The 20169-nt window shown below is 41.3% G+C and carries 14 protein-coding genes, 3 tRNA genes and 2 pseudogenes; 11 read left to right on the top strand and 8 right to left on the bottom strand.

The genetic code is table 11. The annotated features are described in order from the left end of the window. Nucleotides 1–166: 166 nt before the first annotated feature. Nucleotides 167–562, bottom strand: a complete 396-nt coding sequence (locus tag PQR79_RS08730; RefSeq protein ID WP_274408447.1) for a hypothetical protein — start codon at nt 560–562, stop codon at nt 167–169. A 169-nt stretch (nt 563–731) separates the two neighbouring features. Here PQR79_RS08730 and PQR79_RS08725 point away from each other — a divergent pair. Then, nucleotides 732–1737: pseudogene (locus tag PQR79_RS08725) on the top strand (IS4 family transposase); the annotation flags it as partial. A gap of 252 nt (nt 1738–1989) precedes the next feature. Here the strand turns inward: PQR79_RS08725 and PQR79_RS08720 are convergent. Continuing rightward, complete coding sequence (locus PQR79_RS08720) at nt 1990–2754, bottom strand: substrate-binding periplasmic protein (protein WP_238106384.1); 765 nt, start codon at nt 2752–2754, stop codon at nt 1990–1992. 695 nt (nt 2755–3449) lie between these two features. On the opposite strand from PQR79_RS08720, the pseudogene tnpC reads away from it, so the two are divergent. Both tnpC and PQR79_RS08710 read left to right on the top strand, forming a co-directional pair. Next, a pseudogene (gene tnpC, locus PQR79_RS08715) lies at nt 3450–5001 on the top strand (IS66 family transposase). Between the two features lie 546 nt (nt 5002–5547). After that, nucleotides 5548–5745, top strand: coding sequence for a hypothetical protein (locus PQR79_RS08710; RefSeq protein WP_274408446.1), 198 nt, complete (start codon nt 5548–5550; stop codon nt 5743–5745). Nucleotides 5746–6213: 468 nt separating this feature from the next. Here the strand turns inward: PQR79_RS08710 and PQR79_RS08705 are convergent, their stop codons facing one another. Together PQR79_RS08705 and PQR79_RS08700 are read right to left on the bottom strand one after the other, a co-directional pair. Then, nucleotides 6214–7587 carry a DEAD/DEAH box helicase gene (locus PQR79_RS08705; protein WP_238106382.1) on the bottom strand — a complete coding sequence of 458 codons (1374 nt, stop codon included), beginning with the start codon at nt 7585–7587 and terminating at the stop codon, nt 6214–6216. Further along, entirely contained in the window at nt 7581–8108 is a 528-nt protein-coding gene (locus PQR79_RS08700; RefSeq protein WP_238106381.1) for a VspR family transcription factor, read from the bottom strand. The genes PQR79_RS08705 and PQR79_RS08700 overlap by 7 nt, the downstream gene beginning before the upstream one ends. 73 nt (nt 8109–8181) lie before the next feature. On the opposite strand from PQR79_RS08700, the gene PQR79_RS08695 reads away from it, so the two are divergent. The 8 genes from PQR79_RS08695 (at nt 8182) to PQR79_RS08660 (ending at nt 13069) form a co-directional block, all read left to right on the top strand. After that, entirely contained in the window at nt 8182–8517 is a 336-nt protein-coding gene (locus PQR79_RS08695) for a helix-turn-helix domain-containing protein (protein WP_238106380.1), read from the top strand. Between the two features lie 493 nt (nt 8518–9010). After that, on the top strand, nt 9011–9241 hold the full coding sequence (locus tag PQR79_RS08690) for a secondary thiamine-phosphate synthase enzyme YjbQ (RefSeq protein WP_368389128.1): 231 nt from the start codon (nt 9011–9013) through the stop codon (nt 9239–9241). Between the two features lie 258 nt (nt 9242–9499). Continuing rightward, nucleotides 9500–10144, top strand: coding sequence for a UvrY/SirA/GacA family response regulator transcription factor (gene uvrY, locus PQR79_RS08685; RefSeq protein WP_238106379.1), 645 nt, complete (start codon nt 9500–9502; stop codon nt 10142–10144). 39 nt (nt 10145–10183) lie between these two features. Then, the gene (gene uvrC, locus PQR79_RS08680) at nt 10184–12016 is read left to right on the top strand and encodes an excinuclease ABC subunit UvrC (RefSeq protein ID WP_238106378.1); all 1833 of its coding nucleotides are present in this window, start codon (nt 10184–10186) and stop codon (nt 12014–12016) included. Between the two features lie 44 nt (nt 12017–12060). Then, on the top strand, nt 12061–12609 hold the full coding sequence (gene pgsA / locus PQR79_RS08675; protein WP_238106377.1) for a CDP-diacylglycerol--glycerol-3-phosphate 3-phosphatidyltransferase: 549 nt from the start codon (nt 12061–12063) through the stop codon (nt 12607–12609). 158 nt (nt 12610–12767) lie between these two features. Beyond that, nucleotides 12768–12843 (top strand) — tRNA-Gly (locus PQR79_RS08670). 18 nt (nt 12844–12861) lie between these two features. Next, nucleotides 12862–12935: transfer RNA gene (locus PQR79_RS08665), tRNA-Cys, on the top strand. 48 nt (nt 12936–12983) lie between these two features. After that, nucleotides 12984–13069, top strand: a tRNA-Leu gene (locus PQR79_RS08660). Between the two features lie 732 nt (nt 13070–13801). On the opposite strand, the gene panP is transcribed toward PQR79_RS08660, so the two are convergent. From panP to PQR79_RS08640, 4 genes are all read right to left on the bottom strand, one after another. Then, nucleotides 13802–15460 carry a pyridoxal-dependent aspartate 1-decarboxylase PanP gene (gene panP / locus PQR79_RS08655; protein WP_238106376.1) on the bottom strand — a complete coding sequence of 553 codons (1659 nt, stop codon included), beginning with the start codon at nt 15458–15460 and terminating at the stop codon, nt 13802–13804. A 208-nt stretch (nt 15461–15668) separates the two neighbouring features. After that, complete coding sequence (locus PQR79_RS08650) at nt 15669–16838, bottom strand: glycerate kinase (RefSeq protein ID WP_238106375.1); 1170 nt, start codon at nt 16836–16838, stop codon at nt 15669–15671. Between the two features lie 19 nt (nt 16839–16857). Continuing rightward, nucleotides 16858–18216: a GntP family permease gene (locus tag PQR79_RS08645; protein WP_238106374.1), complete on the bottom strand. Its 1359-nt coding sequence runs from the start codon at nt 18214–18216 to the stop codon at nt 16858–16860. Between the two features lie 507 nt (nt 18217–18723). Further along, nucleotides 18724–19878 (bottom strand): sugar diacid recognition domain-containing protein, encoded by a 1155-nt coding sequence (locus PQR79_RS08640; protein ID WP_238106373.1) that lies wholly within the window; start codon nt 19876–19878, stop codon nt 18724–18726. Nucleotides 19879–20169 lie beyond the last annotated feature (291 nt).

Raw genomic sequence — 20169 nt, 5'->3', positions numbered from 1 at the left:
CCGTACCTGGACAGAAACGTTTTAGGTGGTCAACTGTATTAGGTAAGTTTTGTATAAAAATTTCTATGGGCTAACGCTTACAATAACGGGAAAAGCAGAGCGATAGCGAGGCTTTTTCCTAGTGAGCGAAGCGAACGTTGTTTATTGTTTTGTTAGGTTAGGCATACTACTTGATTATTACTTTACGCCCAAATGTTAAACAAACCTCGGTTTCCCACATTACTGATACTTCGACGGAAAAACTTTCTCGTTCCATAATTTGAATCTCCCCTTCATATAAGTTTTTGTTTGATAGCCAATCTATTGTCTTTTCCCAAGTGCTATTTAGAGTTAATTCTTCGCGAATTTGTTTTTGGGGAAGACATAATAATTGAGTTCCATCACTAAGAGTTTCTTCTTTACAATCTTTGTCTAATTCGTGAGAAGAGTAGATTAAAGTTACGATTGGCCAACCACTAGAGCTTTCAATGATTCTGGGAACAGAGAGTTGGTACCTGTTTTTGCTCTCCAACTTTTCAAGTTTAATTAACGCATCGTATTCTTCACCTTGATTTGGAAACATACAAGCGCAAACCAATCGAGGAAGAAACAAGAGTACTAATAAGAAACTCGAAAATTTAGTCATGTATGCCTAACGCCCGCATCTAGGGGATCCCCAGATAATTCTTTTAAATTTCAGGATAGTAGACACGCATGGTGCTATCTGTTCTAATCAATTTCGCCAAAAACCTATTAAATCTAACACCACGCGTGATATCCATATCTTACACGATTTAATCAAAAAACAATGCCCTCAAATACACCAAAAACGGCTAAATTCTCTGATGGTTGCTACTGAGTCACTCCTCGATGGTAATCAATTATCACTTACTCAGCTTGGTCGTAATATCACAGGCTCTGTGGCGGCTAAACATAACATTTAACGTATCGATCGACTTTTAGGTAATCATCACTTATCTAAAGATAAAATAACCATCTATCAATGGCATTCTCGATATTTGTGTGGCTCAAATCCTATGCCTAATATCCTGGTCGATTGGTCTGATGTCCGTGAACAGCTCCGAATAATGACGCTACGTGCATCCATCAGTGTTCAAGGTCGCTCTGTGACTGTATATGAACGCACTTTTTTTGTTTGAAGACTACAACGCACCTCGCAGCCATAATGCGTTTCTCGCTGAACTCGCCAATGTTCTACCTCAAGGCTGTTGTCCGCTCATCGTGACCGATGTCGGTTATCGTAATACCTGGTTCAGAGAAGTCGAACGTTATGGTTGGTTCTGGCTTGGTAGGGTACGTGGCGATGTAAGCTTTATGCATCATGGAAAAGCGACCTGGTTCTCGAATAAATCGCTCTATCCGAAAGCAAACTCAACCGCTAAATACATAGGTAATGTCCAGCTTGCACGTAAATCACCGCTAAGCTGCCATTTACATCTATTTAAGGCTAAGCCCAAATTACGTAAAGATAAGCGCTCTTCAAAAGCGGCCCGAAACCACACCGCACAAAAGAGTTATCGCTTAGGTAGCAAGGAACCTTGGATGCTGGCAACCAACTTACCACCTGAATATTTCAACTCAATAAAAGTGGTTGAGCTATATGCTAAACGCATGCAAATTGAAGAAACCTTTCGGGATTTAAAAAGCCCGCAATATGGCATGGGGCTGAGGCAAAGTCGCAGTCGGTGTCCAAAGCGATATGATGTGTTATTGCTTATCGCAATGCTGGCAGAAATACAAACGAGTTTAGAAAGACAGACTTTTGGCGGGTAGTTGATGAGCAAGTGTACATGAGCTCTTTCACGATGCACTGACTATCGTGACACAATAAATATTAAAATATCTCAGTTATCCACAGAGTTAAGTTCACGAAAAGTATTATTTTAGTGATTGATGTCGAAGTCTTGAGCAAGGACTGCTAATCACTTTTATAATACCTCGCTACGTAAAAGCTTGATTTTGTGATGGCTGCTGTTCTAAGTTGTTGAATTAATGGTTCTGGTAGAAGTAACCTGTTTCTAATCTGTGTAATAATAGATCGTAAGTACCGTTTTCTTTGATGATTTTTAATCCTTTATTAAATCGTTCGATGTATTTTTGGTTGTTTGGATCTTTTTTATTAAGGATTAAATGATAAACACGAGTTTCAATCGCAGTAGGCGAGTAAGTAACCTTATCCCTTTCTTTTTGAGAGTATCGAGTGTAAAGATAATAATCGGCGACACTTTTTATATTCGGAATAGCATCTATCCGTTTGGCCAATAGTCTATCAAACAGCACATCATAATTTCCTGCGCGATCAATTTTGAGTATATTTTGGCTTTCTGCCCTTTCTAATCGTTTATATACAGTATGAGAGGTACCGCCAAGCACCATGCCTTCTAAGTCTTCGACAGATTTCCAAACGATAGGTTTAGAGGTCAAATAGTAAAGAAAACCACTTTCAGTTATCACAGGATCTGAATAATAAAATGATTTCGCACGTTCATCTGTGTACAGCCACACCACACTGCCGTGCCATCCTGAAGAACCGTTCTTTGCGATGTGGTAAGCGCGTTTCCATGGGTAATAACCGTAATTGACTGTAATACCCACTGCTAAAAATGCTTCTCTTACCATCGCTGCGGCAAAGCCATCTTCAGGAAGATGCATAGACAGATGAGGTGGCCACTCACCACTGGTTAACTTGATGATCTCTTCTGCGGCTGTATTGATAGGGATCAAGGCCAGCGTTAAAAAGACAATTTTTTTCAAATACTTCATCCGGTTCCCGACTGATTAAGGAAATGTGAAAGTGTAATGATGTTAGTCTAAGTTAATCTATTTTGACTGATTTTCATACAATTTTGTACGATTGTTCATGATGTGTCAAAAATACAGTTTTGTATATATAACATGCACTTAATATAGTTGTTTTTGGGGCTTATCAGAGTTCAGTAGTTGATTTAAATTCTTTGTTGATAGAGATCACTCGAATCTTCAGTGCGGATCATTTTGGAAGAATAGCCATTACGTGCGTTTGAGCTATCAGATTGTTCATTTTGGCATAACTAAGGTGCTCATCAAGCTCAGCATTAAGCGTAGCTTAGACAGTCACTTTATTAACATTCTAAGGAAGTCTGTTAAGTCAGCTTCAGTGTTGATTGATTTAGTGGCTTGCTTTGCAAACTTTTCAAGTTCTTTTTATTCATAGCTCCTATCTTAAATCCTTAATGGATTGGTTGATAGGCATTGACACTGATTTAGCCAAAGCATATTAACTAGCTGAAATTTAATATAAAAACCAACATTGATGTGATTAGGTATCAATCACTAAACTACCAATCTTCGTGCTGAGTTTGCGAGGGATTAGGACGATCTTTTTGCAGTGAAGGATCATTGACAGAACCCCTGGCACGGATTAATGGTTACCCCCTTATTCGGCTTGCCATTTCTGATACACGGCGGGCATGAAAACCTTGCCCCATGAATTACCTGACGACCCTGCACAACTCAAGCAAATGCTGCTTGAGTTGCAGCAAACATTGGCCGAAATTGATGCTCTGATTGCCGAGCAAAGTGCACAAATCCATGACTTATTAGCCCAATACAACGCTAAGCTAGACAGAGAGTTTGCTAAAAAATCAGAGAAACTGCCTGGCGCGGGGGAAGTCTTTAATGAAGCAGAAGCCGAGTTAGATTCAAAACAAGTCGATACACTTGATGCGCAAGATAAAGCGCTGCTTACTGAGCTGCCGACGCTTGATAAATCATTAGAGCAACCCAAGCGAAAGGCATTGCCAGCTAAACTTCCTCGTGAAGAGGTCGTTGTCGATATTGATGAAGCTGACAAATACTGTAATTGTTGCCAAGGGCCGTTACATCAAATGGGGCAAAGTTGTAGCGAGACACTGGAATTCGTCCCCGCGCACATCAAGGTGATAAAAACAATTCGGCCGAAATATGCCTGCCGTCAATGTGAACAGCAAGGTGTTGAGGTAGCGATAAAAACCGCATCTATACCAGCCACGCCAATCCCGAAAAGCATGGCGACGCCGAGTGTACTCAGCCATATCATCACCTGTAAATATCAGTTTGGTCTGCCTTTATACCGCCAAGAAACCTTGTTTGCCGATATTGGTGTTACGCTCAATCGCAAAACCATGTCGAGTTGGATGATACGCTGCGCCGACTTTCTTGAGCCTTTATATCAACGCCTGAAAGTCAGCTTACTGGAGCAAGATGTTATCCACGCTTAAGGTATTAAAAGCCGATAAACCGACCAGCTACATGTGGCTGTACTGCTGTGGTGATGACTCCCCAAAAGGTAACACCAACATCGTGTTATATGATTATCATAACAGCCGTGCAGGCCAATGTGCCGTTGACTTTCTCGAGGGATTTTCTGGTTATCTGCAAGTGGACGGTTATCAAGCCTACGCGCAAACCGATGCGACCTTGGTCGCTTGTTTGGCGCATATTCGTCGCAAATTTATCGAAGCCAAGGGGAATAATAAAAAAACAGGCAAAGCCGATGTAGTATTGAACCTTATCGGCAAACTTTACGGTATAGAACAACAAATCAAAGCTAAATCTGCTGATGAGAAATATGTGATACGCCAGCAAAAATCCAACATTATCATAGATGAACTTCATCAATGGCTATTACAGCATCAAGATAAAATCCCCCCGAAAATGGCATTGGGTAAAGCCATCCTTTATGCGCTGAATCAATTTGAAAAGTTCAGGCGTTACTTAAATGATGGCCGATTAAGTATCGACAACAACCGCGCCTTTTTAGTAGACCAATGTATCGAAGGCGTTTTAAACCGAGGCGGAAGTCCTAGAGCTCTAGAGTATTTTGCGCTGTGGGTAGCAGAATTGTTCGCGACCGATGATGTGATTATTAATCGTAGCAAATTCAAGTGCGAGCAGGTCATTAGAAGTCTGAAGAAAAAAAGGAATGGGAAGCAGATTTTAATCGAGTATCTGCCGCTCAAAAATTTGTATCAGATCCGATAATTCCAATTGGGCCAGTGCATTACCGATATGTATATCATTGGGATTTGAACAAAGGTTATCACCTTGGCCAACGGGAAATGGTAACAGCCCCAACGGAAATCTATTGGCAACTAAATCCATATTGGTTCGATTATTTCGGCATAGCTGAAAATGATAATGGGCAAATACGTTACATAGATTATGAGTAAAGTCTTATCTAATACATGCATAGTGACATTAAATATATGAATACAAAATACATGACAATAGACATTGAGTACGAAGATGGTGCAGAGTTACCTATTTAAATCACATTCGCTCAGAACTAAGAATATCGTGGAGTAAAAATTACGGCCGTTTCGCTAAAAGATGGAATTACGCAAGTAGAGAAGTTAGAGGACTATTAGCCTAACAACTATCAGATTAAATACCGATTTTACAGACGATTACATAGGTTAACCGATAGGGAGATAACGTGTTTACAGAAGAATTATAGCGGTCTTGTGCTTGTGGTGAGTTAATTCATCAACTTGGTAATTTAATAGCTGATAAAAAATTATAATCGGTATGTTAACGCCTGCAGAGGGCCATTTGCTGCAAAAATTGGGGCATGCTTTGAGATTGGAAAATTATTCACCTAATGCTGTAGGTGACTTTGAAGTTCTTTTGGCCGCAAATATCGATTTTCGTATGATGATTCGTACTGAAATAGCGGATGTAGCTGATCGCATTTTAAATCAAGTCGGTGTTTCAGAATTTCACTAAGAGTTGTTAGGTAATCTATCAGTCTAGAACGGCAGCTCACATTAATGGGTGAATTTTGTATTGGTCTGACCTGGTCAACTGATCACCTGCGAAGGAACGTTTCGTTCGCGATATAGCGTGTTTACGAGGTGGAGATAATGTCTGGCGATAAAATAGTTTGATAAAAAATATGCGGCAGTTTCACATGCTTAGTGTTTGATAGTTTCTATAAGCTATTGTTGGCCAACAGTTATTAAAAATATCAAACTATTATATAAAATATCAAACTATTTTATGAACGCACAGATAATGATTTGGTGGTAGCTGCTATACTTGACATTAAAGTTCTCAGAGCATTCCAAAGTCGAGCTAAACGTGGCCTGAAGATAGTGACAAATTCAAACCAGTACCAGAAGGATTTGTGTTACATAAAGATAGAAAGAGACTACCATTAGAGTTGTATAAACTAATCTAACACTGATGAATTGATCAATATTCACATAGGTAGCTCGAAAGAATCTGTGATTTAAACTCAGACAATACCAGCTCATCAACTTGGTTTTTGCTCCTTAGTTGATGAGTGTTGATATCGAAAGAATCAAAATTAAGTTCTGTGCTAGTTTTATTATCGTTAGACGATGAAGTTTTTTTTGGCAATTCCTTTGGCGTTGAGTTATCTATGCTATCGAGTAAATGGGCAGATTTTTGATATGTGTATGTTCCTGGTACTGCTTCGTCTAATCGTTTGGCATACTCAACTAACTTCGGCTCTGCTAGCATGGACATATAAGCAAAATGACTTTGTGTTTGTGTGACGCGAAGTATCCTGCCTAGTATCTGTCGAAAGTAGAGCTCAGTAGTAACATCTGTGAGATTGCAGCAAACTTGCAGTCTGGGTATATCTGTTCCTTCACTTATCATCGCGATGCTAATAATCCATTCGGATTGATTATTTTTGAAATACTCAATTAACTCTGGTGAGTCATCTAGCCTGCAAGACACTAGGGTTGATTCTTTGTTGAAGTGGCCAGATAGAATAGATTGAATTTGCAAAGCATGAAGGTATGACGACGCAACAATTAAACCTCCTGCATTGGGTGAACTGCATCTAAGGATATCTAGCTGCTCAATACTTTGAGACAATAAATGTTTGATTACCTCAGGATGTTTAATAATGGCTTGATAGCTAACTTCTCCTTCTTCTAGAAGGTGTTGTAGATTGTCATATGTCTGAAGTTGATGGTTTTTCTTTACGACAACATGTTCAAGATCAATCGCTGTTATTTGTGGCATGCGACATACATTGTCTTTAATGGCTTCGACAATATCGTATGAGAAATCACACAAAATATTACCGTCTGGGTCAGTATATTTTGCAAAAGGAATTGGGAGAGTATCGGTGCGCCAGGGCGTTCCTGTCAGAGACAACGTATAAGTCGCTAAGTTTTGGATTGTTGCCAGTATCTGCATTCCCCAAACATTTGAAGCTGAATCACCATCTCCAGCGCAATGATGTATCTCATCAAAAATAACTAATACTCTGCTATTACTTAAATCACTAATTAACTCTGTTGTATTGATTAAAGAGTGATAAGTTCTCGACATCCCTAAGGCGCCTAAACGGCCGTTAAATTTCCTATGTAATACATGTTCAAAAGTGTGTTCGATACTTTGGCAAACTACACGAGACGGTGAAAAGCAAACGACATAATCGACTTTGTTGTTGTCGATAAGTGATTTAGCAATATGGGCTGCGGTAATGGTTTTGCCTGCACCTGGACAAGCCAGCATTAGGTACGTTGCTTGTTGGGTATAGGTTTCCGTGGCATGGTTGATGCAGCGTTTCTGCCAATCTCTTAACATGTCATATTGTCCTCTGTTTCTGTTGCCTTAATAATTTTGCTGATAGCACTAAGGCGACCATATAAGTTTGAAGCACGATCTCTGGACTTATTTAGCAATGAAAAAATAGTTTTGTTTTTTTGAGGAAATTGCTCTAAGTAGTCTTGATAAGCTTGAATTTCACCTAATACCATCTTCAATTCAGTACTTGTCTTAGTTTCTTCTGTCATTAATTCATCAGTAGATACGACTTTTTCATCATGGATTTGAGTTGTTTTCTTATGCTCATTGTTTTGTAAAATTGCGATAAGTTCGGGGGTAATAAGATAAACCCGCGCTTTGTTTTCACCTGTTGCAACGATTAAGTCTTTTGTTGTAAGTGCATGGATATTTCTTGCAACCAAGCGCTGTGCTTGGGTTTTCGATAACTCAAATAGGTTTTCAGCTAATTCAATTAGTTGTTTTCGGCTAATTGAGCTTCCTTCTACTTGCATTAATAGCTTTCTGAATTTTTGGTTCAATGAAATAGTTTCGTTAGTCATGTTTCGATCTTAAGAAATAAAAGCTTAGGATTGCTAAGTATACAGAAATAAGTAAAACTTAGACAATCTAAGCATGAGAGATTTTGAAGATGAATATAAATTGTATAACAATCCAATACCTGAGCGGCTTAAACATGCTCGAAAGAAGGTGGGTATTTCGCAGAAAGAACTGGGCGTAAGAATCGGCATGGATGAAAGTTCAGCTAGTGGCAGGATGAACCATTATGAAAAGGGTAGGCATGTACCCGACATTCAAACGCTCAAAAAAATGGCTAATGAATTGAAAGTACCACTAAACTATTTTTTTTGTGAAGATGATGAAAGCTCAGAGTTGGCTATTCTTATTGCTTCGTTAAGTGATGATGAGAAAAAATCATTAATAGAAGCACTTAAAAAAACACCTGCATAGCTAAAATCATCTAAGCAGAGCTCATTTGAATCCATCCAGGAAGCTCGTTAGGTGTCCTAAATGAACCGCCCTGTGTGGAGAATAACCTGTGATAGTGAACAATTACTCCGGCACTGAAAAAGCTTTCTCTGGTGGTTCTATCAAATTGGGGTAAATTAATTATAGCAATCAGTAGATTTGATTTGACCTTGAATTAAAAGTGACAGATTGTGTCCGGACTAATCCGTTTAGTAATTCCTTTATTTAATTTACTATACGTGTCAGCGCTATGAACAGGAGTTGTTGGAATACCTTTGTCATCGATTTTTTTCATTTTGTGAATGATTCCGTGAATTATGATTCACACTTTGATGGATTACTATTGATGTTTGTGGACGGTGAAATTATTCACATTTTTTATTTTTTTGATTCACACTTAGTGAAGTGTGAATGAGTTAAATTTCCTTCAGCTGAATGCTTTCTCTAGTACTTGTTTAGAGCGGGGGACCTGTGAATACTGTATGGAAGCAAGTTTTACTCACTCACTCACGCTAAGAAATTCACAAAATTTTGTATGATTAACACAATGCCTGCGCACATAAAATCGACCTTGATTGGTGTTAGCCAAACCATACCTATTAGTCAGGGATGTTTAAATTTAGGTACTTGGCAAGGGCTGTATTTATGCGAACATCGCGATAATGCATCTTCGCGAACAATTATTGTTACAATTCAAGGTGAGTAATATATATGTTAATTGCTTATCCAAGCTCAATAGGGCTTGGATAACATAATTGCTTGTTTTGTATGCAGCCCTCACGTTAGTGGGTGACTTTGCTTGTGTAAGTAAATGTAAAGATGCTAAATTCAGTTAGCTTACTGAAACGCTTAACATATGCAGTTTTATTGGGCTTACTTTGCCTGTAGCTAGCATACAAATGTTTTGTATATAAAACGGCCCTAAAGAATTTAAAAAATAACGCATAATAATAGGTGGGTTAACGTGATATCTGTATATTTAGTTGACGATCATGAACTGGTAAGAACAGGGATCCGTCGTATTCTGGAAGATGAACGAGGCATTAAAGTTGTTGGCGAAGCGCCCGATGGTGAAACCGCTGTTCAGTGGTCTCGACAGAATGAAGCTGATGTTATTTTGATGGACATGAACATGCCGGGTATGGGTGGATTAGAAGCAACACGTAAAATTTTACGTTATCAACCCGAAGCTAAAATCATTGTATTAACGGTACAAACCGAAGATCCATTTCCAACTAAAGTAATGCAAGCGGGGGCTTCAGGTTATTTAACCAAGGGTTCAACCTCGCCAGAAGTGCTACGTGCAATAACCCAAGTGTCTCGTGGCCAACGCTATTTGTCACCTGAAATCGCCCAGCAAATGGCTCTCAGCCAGTTTAATCACTCTGACGAAAACCCATTTAGCACCTTGTCTGAGCGCGAATTACAGATAATGTTAATGATTACTAACGGCGAAAAAGTTAACGATATTTCTGAAAAGCTGAATTTAAGCCCAAAAACCGTTAATAGTTATCGCTATCGCCTATTTGCTAAATTAGGGATTGGTGGTGATGTTGAGTTGACCCGTTTAGCGATTCGTTACAAAATGCTCGACACAGGTTCATTCTAGTTGGGAATATCCCGCGTAACGCATTAAGTAACTTTAATCATGTCTAGTGGTTTTAATGCCAAATCTTTTTTAAAAAACGTCACCAGCGCGCCAGGTGTATATCGAATGTATGATATACACCAACAAGTCATTTATGTTGGTAAAGCTAAAGATCTCAAAAAACGCCTAAGCTCATATTTTCGCGCTAACATCCCCAGTGTTAAAACCCAAGCCTTAGTCAGTCATATTGACCATATTGATGTCACTGTCACTCACAGTGAAACCGATGCGTTATTACTTGAAAACGACTACATCAAGCAGTACATGCCTAAGTATAATGTGCTACTGCGCGACGATAAGTCTTATCCGTATATTTTACTCAGTGGTCATAAACATCCAAGATTAGCCTATCACCGCGGCCCCAAACGTGAAAAAGGCCATTACTTTGGGCCTTATCCTAACGGCGGTGCAGTGCGCGAAAGCTTACATTTGATGCAAAAGCTGTTTCCTATCCGCCAATGTGATGACCTATATTACAAATCGCGCTCTCGCCCTTGCTTACAGTATCAGCTCGACCGTTGCAGTGCGCCTTGTGTCGGTATTGTTAGCGATGAAGAATACAGCGAACAGGTTAAACTGGCAGGACTGTTTTTACGCGGCAAAGACAAGCAGGTTATTAGCCAGCTTGTGGCCAAAATGGAAGCGGCTGCAATTGATATGCACTATGAACAAGCTGCGCAATATCGCGATCAAATTACGGCACTTAGGCGAGTCGCTGAGCAACAAGAAGTGTCTAACCATAAAGGTGATATGGACGTTATCGGGGTGGACTATGCTTCAGGTATTGCTTGTTTTCACTTATTGTTTATTCGCGACGGCAAAATCTTTGGCAGTCGCAGTTATTATCCTTCGGTGCCAGCCGAAACCGACATTGAAGAAGTGTTATCTTCTTTCTTAGGTCAATTTTACTTAAACGCAGATATTCAACGTACGATCCCTAAAGAGGTGATACTCAGCCATCACTTTGACGGCTTAAAAGCCCTTGAGGCATCAATTGAACATGCTCTGGATAAAAAGTTTGAGCTTAAAACCCAAGTACGTGGTGATAGAGCGAATTTTTTACGTTTAGCCATGACCAATGCCAGCAACGCTGTCGCCACTCGGTTATCGCATAAAAATACCGTTGAACAACGCTTTCAATTATTGGAAGAGGCGCTGGAGCTTAACGAACCGATTAAGCGTATGGAATGTTTTGATATCAGTCATACCATGGGCGAGAGCACGGTGGCCTCTTGTGTGGTGTTTAATCGCGAAGGACCACATAAAGCCGATTATCGTCGCTACAATATTACCGGCATTACTGGCGGTGATGATTATGCTGCAATGGAACAAGCTATTAGCCGTCGTTTTGATAAAATAGACAATAATGGCAAAGTGCCTGATTTACTGTTTATTGATGGCGGCATTGGCCAACTTAGAGTGGCGCAAACCATTGTGGATGAAAAGTGCACTCATATTGATAACCCGCCTCTATTAATCTGTGTGACCAAAGGCGAGGGCCGCAAAGCCGGCTTAGAAACCTTTACCGTAGGCGGCAGTGAGCAAACCTTTGAGATCCCAAGTGACTCGCCTGCATTTCACCTCATTTTACATATTCGGGATGAATCGCATCGTTTTGCAATTACTGGCCATCGTAACAAACGTCAAAAAACACGTAATACTTCAACGCTCGAGTCTATCGCGGGTGTTGGCCCTAAAAGACGTAAAGCCTTATTACAACACCTTGGTGGAATACAAGAAGTCAAAGGTGCAAGTATTACTGAATTGGCTAAAGTGCCTGGAATTAGCCTAGAAATGGCACAAACAATTCACGATGCATTGCGAGGGGGCTAAAATTAAGGCAAGATTGGCGCTGCTTCTGACAAATTGGTTTTTTTATGCCGTTTAATGTACCTATTGCACTGACATTATTTCGTATTGCTCTATTACCCGTATTTGTAGTAATTTTTTACTTACCTTACGCATGGGCACCTTTTCTTGCCGCATTTATTTTTTGGCTTGCTGCGCTAACAGATTGGTTAGATGGTTATGCTGCCCGTAAATTAGGCCAATTAACCCGCTTTGGTGCCTTTTTAGATCCCGTGGCAGACAAAGTGATGGTATCTACCGCTTTAGTGTTGCTGGTGCAGCAAAATGACAATATGTATTTAACCTTAGCGTCGTTGTTTATGATTGGCCGTGAAATTGTGATTTCAGCCTTACGTGAATGGATGGCTGAAATAGGTAAACGTGGCGTAGTTGCTGTGTCTTGGATTGGTAAATACAAAACAGCAGCACAGATGGCTGCAATTGTGGGCTTAATTTGGAAACCAACCCCATTATTAACCGACCTGTCTTTTGCGTTGTTTTATATTGCCGCAGCATTAACGTTTTGGTCGATGATGAGTTATATTTCAGCAGCTTGGAAAGATTTAACCGCTGAATAGCATAATATTAGTTCAATAAGTTTATTTAGTGCGCAAACAGTCAAAATTGCATAAATCAATAATTGACACGCCGGGTTAATTCGGTAGAATGCCTCCCCGTAGACAAGAGATGAGTCAGCAGCAAGCCTTAGGGTGATATGTTAGCCATCACGATTTACGCGACATTAGCTCAGTTGGTAGAGCGATACCTTGCCAAGGTATAGGTCATCGGTTCGAACCCGATATGTCGCTCCAAATCGCCGTTTACACAATGGCGCGATGGCAGAATGGCTATGCTGCGGATTGCAAATCCGTCGATCTCGGTTCGACTCCGGGTCGCGCCTCCACAGAATTGCGTTTAATGGTTACTATGGTAACGATTAAAACAACACTTTGCCCGAGTGGTGGAATCGGTAGACACAAGGGATTTAAAATCCCTCGCTGAATAAGCGTGCCAGTTCAAGTCTGGCCTCGGGTACCATCCTTTACATACGTTAAGTATGGTGTAAAAAAGCCCCGACATTAGTCGGGGCTTTTTTACGTCTGCCATTTGAGTTTATTGTTAAGTTAAAGTGAGCTTCAAATATGGCCTGCGGCCACAAACGTCATGGCGCTTAACCCTGGTTCAAACTGCATTTTAATTGGTTTACAAATGTCGGATAAGTATCCAATGTCAACCATGTTTCCCACTTCTTTATAAAAGAATACGTGAGCTGGCCATGGCCTTTTTCGCACATCCTTGTGCTTCAAGGCATTCAGGCATCCTGCCTATCAGAGCGAGCTAGCGTTGGAGGGGAAGGGTCGTTCTTTGGCATCAGACCCATATGGATATGGGAAATGTCATTATGATGGCGGGAACATCATTGACCATGCCACCACAACATTCGTGAATCCATTCGCATCAGACTCCTATCTGAAGCGTTAGCATTTTCGAATAAGGCCGAGGCTGGCTTAAACGCGGTCAAAAGCGGGATTTGACCTCGCCGCGAAATTATCGCAGCTATCGTTTAATAACAAGAATGATAATTTTGATATGGCGGCTGGGCCAATTCTTTTATAAAGAGTAAAGAGGGAACAGCTGTTGGTTTCCTCTTGGTCTGGTGTGGGCGAAGCGCCACGACGTTAGCGGCCGCAGGCCATAAGTACAACAATCCCGGCTCAAAAGCATTGCCGGGACGACGCGAAGCTAGCTAACAGGTTATAAACATCGACGTTATTGATGTGGCAGTGCGGCCAACTCCAACAGTTGTGGTAAAAATTCATTGTCTAATTGGGCTATTTCAACTTGCTCTGTTAACACGTCATGCAGAATTTGTTCGTCGGTTAACGGGTTGGCTAAGACGACCCTAAATACAGTAGTGTGCTGTCTGAAATACTGTGCAGGTTTGATGCGTGTGCGGGACACAAATGACTTACCCTGTTCACGTTGATGCTTTTGAATAAATTGGGTTAAGCCATCAAGAAGCTCATTTATTTGGCCGACTAGCGGCTCATTATGGTTCGCCACTGCCTTGTGGAGCAACGGTTGAACTGCGCTTGGAATATAACGATAAGTCAATAAGCACAACTCAGGCTCGGTCACTAACTCAAACTCTGAGTGTTGTTTGATAATGGATGCAAAGTAATGGGCTTTTTCCAAACTGTTATTAATTAAAATCTCATAGCCGTCGCGGCCAATAATCTGAAGGCAAGCATGCACTAACATGGCCATACCTGGACGTGAACCCTCAAGTGTTTGGCTACCTAAGTCTTTAGAACCCACTCGTAAAATGTATTCGGCATGATGCGCAATAGCTTGTGCCAGTTCTGGGTTTTTAAATATGACCATGCCAGCGCCCATTGGCACATACATTTGTTTATGGGCATCAATCGTCACAGAGTCTGCTAGTTCAATCCCTTTCAGTAAATGGCGGTATTTGTTTGATAACAGACTCGCGCCGCCCCAAGCTGCGTCAACGTGGAAATGGCAGTGTAACTCGGCTGCCAGTTCTGCTAGCGCTGTTAACGGGTCGATATTGCCGGTTTCAGTGGTGCCTGCAACGCCAACAATCGCCATAACCTTAATATTTTGCGCGGCAAGAGTTTCAGCGGCTTGACGCATTGCTTGAACATCAACTTTGTTATTTTCGTCGGTGGCTATACTGATAATATTGTCGCGGCCAATACCCAGTAAGTCCGCGGTTTTGCCTAAAGAGTAATGGCCACGTTCGGACACTAAAATCGCTAAATCGTCAAACCCATAAAAACGCAGCGCTTTAGGTAAACCTTCGCGGGTGATCCCTTTAAAATCACCTTGTGGCTTGAGTAAACGGTTGCGGGCTATCCATAATGCAGTGATGTTTGCCACAGTGCCGCCTGAACAAAAAGCACCAAGTGAATGATTGGCACTGTGCATCCATTGATCATAAAAGTGGCCGGGTTGTTGGTATACTAAGTGATGCATCATGCCTAGCACCTGACGCTCAAGTGGGGTGAAAGCTTTTGATGTTTCAATTTTAACTAAGTTTTGATTAAGCCCAACCATCATTTTGGATAATGGCAACACAAAATAAGGGAGGGCAGAGGTCATATGACCAATAAAACTCGGTGCTGCGGTATGGACTGAGTGAGCCACCAGGTTTTGCATGATTTCGTCTGCGTAATCAGAGACAAATGTAGGATCTATTGGAATTTGATAGGCATTAAAATCTGTTTCAATTTCAGATAAAGGCTTTTCTAAGGCAGCAATGCTGTTGCCTAAAAATCCGGCTAAGTCTTGAGATAACCTCTGCTCAATAATGCTTAACGTCGAGGTCGCGTCTTCTGGCGCGGTAAAGATACGCAATAAACTGTCTGCAGAAGCCTGTGCTTGACGGGGGATTTTTGAGGTCATTTTACTTGCCGTTGTGATGATAACTTCGTTCTATAGTCAATGACTCATGGCGTAAAACGACCATGATGTCTATGGGACGAAAAGAGGGTGCTAACTTTACTTTAAGCCTTGCATTGCTTCAAGTATTTATCCTATTTGCATTAATTTACAGCATTAAAAAAACGCCTAACACGAAGGTGCTAGGCGTTTTTTATTATCTGCAAATAGGTTAAACCCGGTTAAGGGATAATGACCAAACCGCAGCAATGTTTTGCGCTGTGTGAGTCAGGTTTGTTTGCGCCTCTGCCAATACTTGCTCTAGCGGCTGTAATGACGGAATGATGGGAAATATCGCTTTCATCCCTTGCTGCACAATGGCGTCGGCATTATCACCTAAGCAGCCTGCGATACCGATAACAGGTACATTGTATCTTTTAGCGACATTGAGCACGCCCATTGGGGTTTTACCAAAGACAGTTTGGCCATCAAGGCGACCTTCGCCTGTAATGACTAAATCGGCATCTTGGCAATGTTTTGCGAGCTGAACGGTTTCAGTCACAATGTCGACGCCAGGTTTTAAGGTTGCAGCGAGTAATGCCATAACCCCAAAGCCCATACCGCCAGCAGCACCTGCACCAGCTTGATGTTCACAACCTAATTTGATGTGCGGTGATTGTTGACGGTTAATGACGTTGGCAAAGTGAGCTAAAGCTTGGTCTAGTTGCTCCACCATTAAATGGGTTGCTCCTTTTTGAGGCCCAAAAATGGCACTAGCCCCTCGAGGACCACATAACGGATTGTCGACATCACAAGCGACTTCAATCTTACATTCACTGATGCCAGGATGAAGCAATTGAAGGTCGATATTATGCAGCGTCGATAATGCTGCGCCGCCAAAAGCAATGTTGTGGCCATTAATATCGGTGAGCTTAGCTCCAAGCGCTTGTATCATACCTGCACCAGCATCATTGGTGGCACTGCCACCAAGGCCTAGAATAATATGTTTGATACCATTATTAAGCGCATCGGCTATTAATTCTCCCACACCAAAGCTAGTGGTAAGCAAAGGGTTGCGCTGGTTTGTTGAGACTAAATGAAGCCCCGATGCCGCAGCCATTTCAATGACAGCAGTGCGACAGCTATTTGCATCAGTCTGTCCAAGAATGCCGTAAAATGCTTCAACAGGTTCACCGAATGGACCTGTCACTTGGCATTTCACTATTTGTCCACCTGTGGCATCGACCATAGCTTGCACAGTGCCTTCGCCACCATCGGCCATGGGCACTTTGCAATATTCAACATTTGGGAAAACTTGTTTAAATCCCTGTTCTATGGCGTTAGCAACCTCAAGTGCACTAAGGCTTTCTTTAAACGAGTCAGGTGCAATAACGATTTTCATAATAGTCTCTGATTAAGGGTTACAGTAAAAATAAGCTGAGTATGTACACAACAATCATTGCTGTGACACCTTGGATTAATGTTGCTGCAGTTTGTGCGCGGTAAGCTTGTTTAACGCTCATGCGGCTAAATTGGGTTACAACCCAAAAGAAGCTGTCATTGGCGTGTGATACTGTCATTGCACCGGCACCAATTGCCATAACAGTCAGCACTCGGCCCATTTCAGAATCTAAACCAATATCACCCAGCAATGGTGCAACTAATGCTGAGGTTGCAACCAGTGCGACGGTTGAAGAACCTTGAGCGGACTTTAACGCACTGGCCACGATGAATGGCATAAATATACCCACACCTAATGCCGATAAACTGCTGCCAAGAAATGCGCCAATTTCAGTGGCTTTTAATACCGCGCCAAACGCACCACCGGCACCGGTAATCAGTAAGATTGGTGCTGCAACCACAAGCCCTTGGCTGATACGTTCACTAAATTCGGCAATTTTTTTGTCGCTTTTCAAGAGTGATAACGACAACAGTAAACCAATCATTAAAGCGTTAACTGGTTGGCCTAAAAAAACCAATACTGAGAATATACCTTCTTCACCAAGAGGTTTAGAAGGGAAGTTGGCAATCGAACCCAAGCAAATGAGTAAAATAGGCACAAAAATAGGTGCAAATGCTTTGGCCGGGCTTGGTAATTTTCCGTAGGCGCTTTTAAGGTCATCGAGTTGATCAAGTTGTTGATTTAACTCTTCAGCGCCTTCACCATCTGGCTCTTCATGTTTAAATCTATTTGCCCATAGCATACCGGCAAATGCGGCGATTGCAGCAACAAACACACCAACGGCAATGACTAAGCCTAATTGTGATTCTAGGCCTAAATTACCAGCCGCCGCAATGGGACCAGGCGTTGGTGGCACAAATGTATGGGTAGCATAAAGCCCAGTCGCTAACGCAACACTCATCGCCACGTTAGAGACTTTCATGCGGTTGGCCATTGATTGTTTGAGCGAGTTTAAAATAACAAAGCCCGAGTCACAGAATACCGGAATAGAGACTAGGTAGCCGATGATCGACATGGTTAACGTTGGAAAGCGTTGACCAAACAGTTTGATTACCACTTCTGCCATTGTGATCGCCGCGCCGCTTTTTTCTAAAATGGTGCCAATGATTGTCCCCAAGACAATCACTAAACCAATATAGCCTAAAATACCACCAAAACCACCGGTGATGGTTTTCGCAATTTCTTGACTAGGTAAACCATAGGCAAAGGCCGCGATAAACGAGGCTAAGATTAATGTTAAGAAAGGGTGTAGTTTAAACTTAGAGGTGGCGACGACGATGAACGCAATCACGCCAAGTAGAATTAGTATTAGTCCCATATATTACTCGTTATTTATACCAATCACATTAATGCTTTGTTGTGCTTGGGTCATCATAAGTTGTTCAATTTATAGTGGATTAATGTCTAATGGATTGACCTTGAACACTAATTCACGTGATGTCACGTCAGAATGCTAAAAGCGTCACGTTTGGCGAGAGGGTCAATCACTTTGTTTATGGCAAAGTGACTCAAGCTAACTACTGCATGGATTATTAACCGCCACTAACAAAGCGTGTGTCTTTATTGGTGACGTTTTTATGCATAGAGTAGACTGACTAAAAGCCAAACTGTAACGATGCCTTCAAGCCTCCGTATTGATTAACTTAATTTGAATCCCCATTACATGATCAAGTCATTAGTACGGTTGGTATTATTATTGTTTGAAGGTAGAAAGTACTCAACAATAGTAAATCATTAGACTTAAATAGCTTTGTTCATTTGCACCGACTGAGTGGTTTTTAATATTGAATTGTTGTGCGTGTGCACAAAAGTAAATCGCGGTGAGTTATTCAGGCTGGTGGATTAATTGACCTAGGTACAAACTCAGTAAGCCATTGAAATTATGTAAATCTACATTAGTAATCGATTGTATTTTATCAAGGCGATAACGCAATGTATTTCGATGAATAAACAAACTTTTGGCGCAAGCCTGTAAATCACCTAAATGTTCTAAGTAAGCCGCTAATGTTTTTTGCAATTGTTGGTTGTTATCGGCTGCGATCAATTTTTGATATGGGCCAGCAAGAGCGTTACCACGCCAATGATGACGTAATCCTGAAAGCAGCACTTGTAAGCTGTAATCTTGGTATAAATATTTGCTTTTATGGGGATGGTATTTTTTACCTATGTCGAGTGTTTCTTTGGCGGTGCGGTAAGAATGTGTAATGCCTAAGTCACCGCTAAAATAATGTCCTAATGAAATGTGCAAACTCAGTTGCATATTGGCTGGTAAACGTTTGAGTAACTTATCTATGCGTTGGCTTTCAAGCTCTGGGTCAAATTGCTTACCGTCTAAAAAAGCGGGTTTTAAAATCACAAGTTGGGTTAACGATGTCATGGCAATTAAGTTATCGCGCATTGGGTGTTGCAATAAGTACATTACTTGTTTGAGGGCTTGATTATCTTGCCTAAAAGTCGGGTTATTGTTGTCTAATTCGATAATTGCAGCCACTCTTGGCATCGATAAGTCAATGCCCAATTGAAGCGCCCATTGTTTTAATGACGGTAGTTCAGCTTCGCTAGCGACAATAAATTGCGAAATAAACTCTTCCTTTTGTCTGTTTTGCCATTGGAGCTGTTCTTGAAGGTTTGCTTGTTCAACAATCATTTCGGCGGTCATTTTTAATAGCTCGCCATAATGACTTAAGCTTTCTGGTTCACCTGTTATGCCAATCGCGCCAACCACTTGGCCTTGATAATGTAATGGCAAATTAAGCCCGGGTTTAACGCCTTGCAGTGTAGAGGCTATAGCGTGGCTGATTTCGACATTGCGATTTTGGCTGATGGCTAATAATGCACCTTCATGGATGGAGCCAATTCGGTGTTTTTCTCCCGAGCCTAGGATCACAGCCTGAGCATTCATGACATTAATATTGTGGCCGATTATTTTCATGGTTCGGTCGACAATTTTATTCGCAATATCCGTATCTATTTGAAGCATAATGCCCTCGAATGCTCCTCTTCGGGTGTGATTAAGAGGTCGTTAAAATGGAGAATAGGTTACCTATTGTTATCAAAATGACGATCATGCGAATCGTTTGTGTGATAGCGAGTTATATCATCACAGCTGCCGCAGAGCAGACGATGCGTTTTATGATAACGTATGTTGGATAGAGAGTGGCAATCAATGTAAAAAAAGATGATAGGTGAATCTAAGAATGGGACCGTGGCAATAAAATGTAGGCATTTTTCCACATTTAAATCACAAGTCACGGTTGTTATACCAATCCTT

It is taken from the genome of Shewanella metallivivens (assembly GCF_028750675.1).
GTDB lineage: Bacteria > Pseudomonadota > Gammaproteobacteria > Enterobacterales > Shewanellaceae > Shewanella > Shewanella metallivivens.
This window is presented reverse-complemented; position numbering and strand designations above follow the sequence as displayed.